This window comes from Herbaspirillum sp. B65, from assembly GCF_000333555.1.
In the GTDB taxonomy this organism is placed as follows: Bacteria; Pseudomonadota; Gammaproteobacteria; order Burkholderiales; family Burkholderiaceae_D; genus Herbaspirillum; species Herbaspirillum rubrisubalbicans.
This window is the reverse complement of sequence record NZ_BADI01000474.1, coordinates 1-2,457: the sequence shown is the minus strand read 5'-3', so window position 1 is coordinate 2,457 and position 2,457 is coordinate 1. Positions and strand designations below refer to the sequence as shown.

Here is a 2,457-nt window from a genome sequence, read left to right as displayed (position 1 = left end):
CGCCGGCCTTTTGGCCGCCGTTCATGTCCACTGCCCCCAGCATGGCGCCGATTTTCAAGGAGCTCTATCCGGGCGAGGCCGCGCTGTATGAAAAGGCCAAGTCCGAAGGCATGGCCGTCTCTTTCGACACTGGCCCGGAGTGGGCCAACTGGAAGGCCCTGTTTTCTGCATTCAAGCAGCGCTATCCCGAAGTGGAGCTGACCTATAACGATCTCGGTTCGGCCGCCACCGTCGTCGCGCTGGACAAGACCCGCCGCCGCCCGCAGGCCGATACGGCCTACTACTTCGCCGCTTCGGCGCTGGATGCGGTGAAGAAGGATGTGGTGGCGCCCTACAAGCCAGTCAACTTCGACAAGCTGCCGCCGGTGTTCCGCGAAGCCGAAGGGAAGTGGTTCGCCGTGCATTCGCTCAACATCGCTTTCCTGGTCAACAAGAAGCTGGTCAAGGAAGTGCCGCAATCCTGGGCCGATCTGCTCAAGCCGCAATACAAGAGCAGCGTGGTCTATCTGGACCCGCGTTCGGCCGGCGTGGGCCAGGTGACCGTGCTGGCAGCGGCCTACGGCAACGGCGGCAGCGTGGACCAGATCAAGCCCGGCCTGGACTACCTGTCCACGCTGCACAAGTCGGGCAATGTCCTGCGGGTGGAAGCCACCACGCCCTATGCCAAGTTCCTCAAGGGTGAAATCCCCATCTGGATCGGCTACGAGAGCGATGGTCTGAAGGCCAAATATACCGATGGCATGGGGGATGCGATTGCGGTCGTCATTCCGCGCGAAGCCAGCGTCTCCGCACCCTATGCCATGAGCCTGGTGAAGAACGCTCCCAATCCCAATGCCGGCAAGCTGTGGCTCAACTTTGTGATGAGCGACATTGGCCAATCCCTGTTCGTGAAGGGTTACGTGCGTCCGGCGATTGCCGTCAAAGCGGCGGGCGACAGCGCCGTCCAGCTTCCCGATGCACCGCAGATCCATGCGCTGGATATCGAAAAGGCCGCTGCGAAGAAGGATGACATCGACCGTCAGTGGGCCAGTGCTGTCCTGTTGAAGTAAGGCGGCCATGCTTGCGGCCTGGCATCGCTGGTCCAGGCCGCACCGCCTTTTAGAGAGAACTTCGTATGCAACGATTTGGATCGTGGCCGGCCTGCATTGCGCTGGCCCTGTTTTTCTTCCTGCCGCTGTTGTCGTTGCTGCCCGAAGCCTGGGGCGACGGCGGCCACAGCTTCGCCCATCTGTTCGGTGACCGCCTGTTCTGGCAGGGCTTGGCCAACACCTTGCTGCTGGGCCTGCTCTCGGGCGGCATGTCGGTGGTGGTGGGCAGCCTGATCGCCATCCAGTTGGCGCGGCAGCCGCAACAGCGGCGCGGCTGGATGATCATGCTGCTGGGTTTGCCGCTGGCGTTCTCGGGCCTGGTGATCGCCTATGGCTTCATCCTGGCCTTCGGCCGCGCGGGTTTCGTCACGCAAAGCCTGGAAGTGTTTGGCATTGATCCGGCCAGTTCGGGCAGTCTGCTCTATTCCTTGTGGGGCCTGGCCCTGGCCTATGCCTACTACCTCATCCCCAGGGTGGCGCTGACGCTGTATCCGGTCTTCGCCAATTTCGACGTGCGGTCCTTGCACGCGGCGCGCACCATGGGCGCTTCGCCGCTGCGTGCTGCTGTCGAGATTGCGCTGCCGCAGGTCTATCCCGCCATCCTCCAGTCGGGCTGTGTCGTGGCGGCCATTGCCATGGGCACCTATGGCACGGCGTTGGCGATGGTGGGGTCGCAAATCAATATCCTGCCGCTGCAGCTGTACCAGAAGGTCAGCGACGGCGGCAGCGATCTTTCCGAGGCTGCGGCGCTGTCGTTGGTGCTGCTGGTCTGCTGTTCAACTTTTATTGGAATCGGTGATGCAGTTGCAAGACGTCGACAATCAACTTAGTCAGGAAACACAAGAGGTGCTGGCCCAACTGGCACAGCGGCAAGCCGGCGCCAATGCGATCCGCCAGCCGGTGGCGATCATCGGCCCGGGCGAGGCCACGGACGAACAGAAGGCCAGCGCCTTTCGTATTGCGCGTGCATTGGCGGGGGCGGGTGTCCCCATCATTTGCGGTGGCAAGGGCGGGGTGATGGAGGCAGCCGCACAAGGTGCGCGGGATGCAGGGGGATTGGTCATTGGCATTCTTCCTGATGCCGATGCGGCGAGCGGGAATGCTTATCTGAGTGTGGTGTTGCCTACGGGACTTGGGGAAGCCCGTAACGCGGTCATCGCGAGCAGCGCAATTTGCCTGATTGCGGTCGGGGGAGGGTGGGGGACGATCTCTGAAATGGCCTTGGGTCTCAAGTGGAACAAGCCGGTTTTTGCGACCTATGATGCTGAGAAGATTCCTGGGATTCAGCAATTCGATAGTGTGGAGATGCTGATTTTTCGGGCTGCGGGTTGGTTGTGTGGGTGATGTCAGGACGATTGATGGATGCCGT

Annotated in this window: 3 protein-coding genes; all 3 read left to right on the top strand. The window is 61.7% G+C overall.

Annotated features, from left to right (window positions below; genetic code table 11):
• The first annotated feature begins 23 nt into the window (after positions 1-23).
• The 3 genes from I5W_RS11575 to I5W_RS11565 all read left to right on the top strand — a co-directional run bounded on the left by I5W_RS11575 (position 24) and on the right by I5W_RS11565 (position 2,432).
• On the top strand, positions 24-1,049 hold the full coding sequence (locus I5W_RS11575) for an extracellular solute-binding protein (RefSeq protein WP_044529338.1): 1,026 nt from the start codon (positions 24-26) through the stop codon (positions 1,047-1,049).
• Between the two features lie 65 nt (positions 1,050-1,114).
• Positions 1,115-1,918 carry an ABC transporter permease gene (locus I5W_RS11570; RefSeq protein WP_017455205.1) on the top strand — a complete coding sequence of 268 codons (804 nt, stop codon included), beginning with the start codon at positions 1,115-1,117 and terminating at the stop codon, positions 1,916-1,918.
• Positions 1,887-2,432 carry a TIGR00725 family protein gene (locus tag I5W_RS11565; protein WP_044529337.1) on the top strand — a complete coding sequence of 182 codons (546 nt, stop codon included), beginning with the start codon at positions 1,887-1,889 and terminating at the stop codon, positions 2,430-2,432. The genes I5W_RS11570 and I5W_RS11565 overlap by 32 nt, the downstream gene beginning before the upstream one ends.
• The last annotated feature ends 25 nt before the right edge of the window (positions 2,433-2,457 follow it).

Coding starts and splice junctions, on each gene's coding strand:
- I5W_RS11575 (WP_044529338.1), top strand. CDS start 24: ATGTCCACTGCCCCCAGCATGGCGCCGATTTTCAAGGAGCTCTATCCG.
- I5W_RS11570 (WP_017455205.1), top strand. CDS start 1,115: ATGCAACGATTTGGATCGTGGCCGGCCTGCATTGCGCTGGCCCTGTTT.
- I5W_RS11565 (WP_044529337.1), top strand. CDS start 1,887: ATGCAGTTGCAAGACGTCGACAATCAACTTAGTCAGGAAACACAAGAG.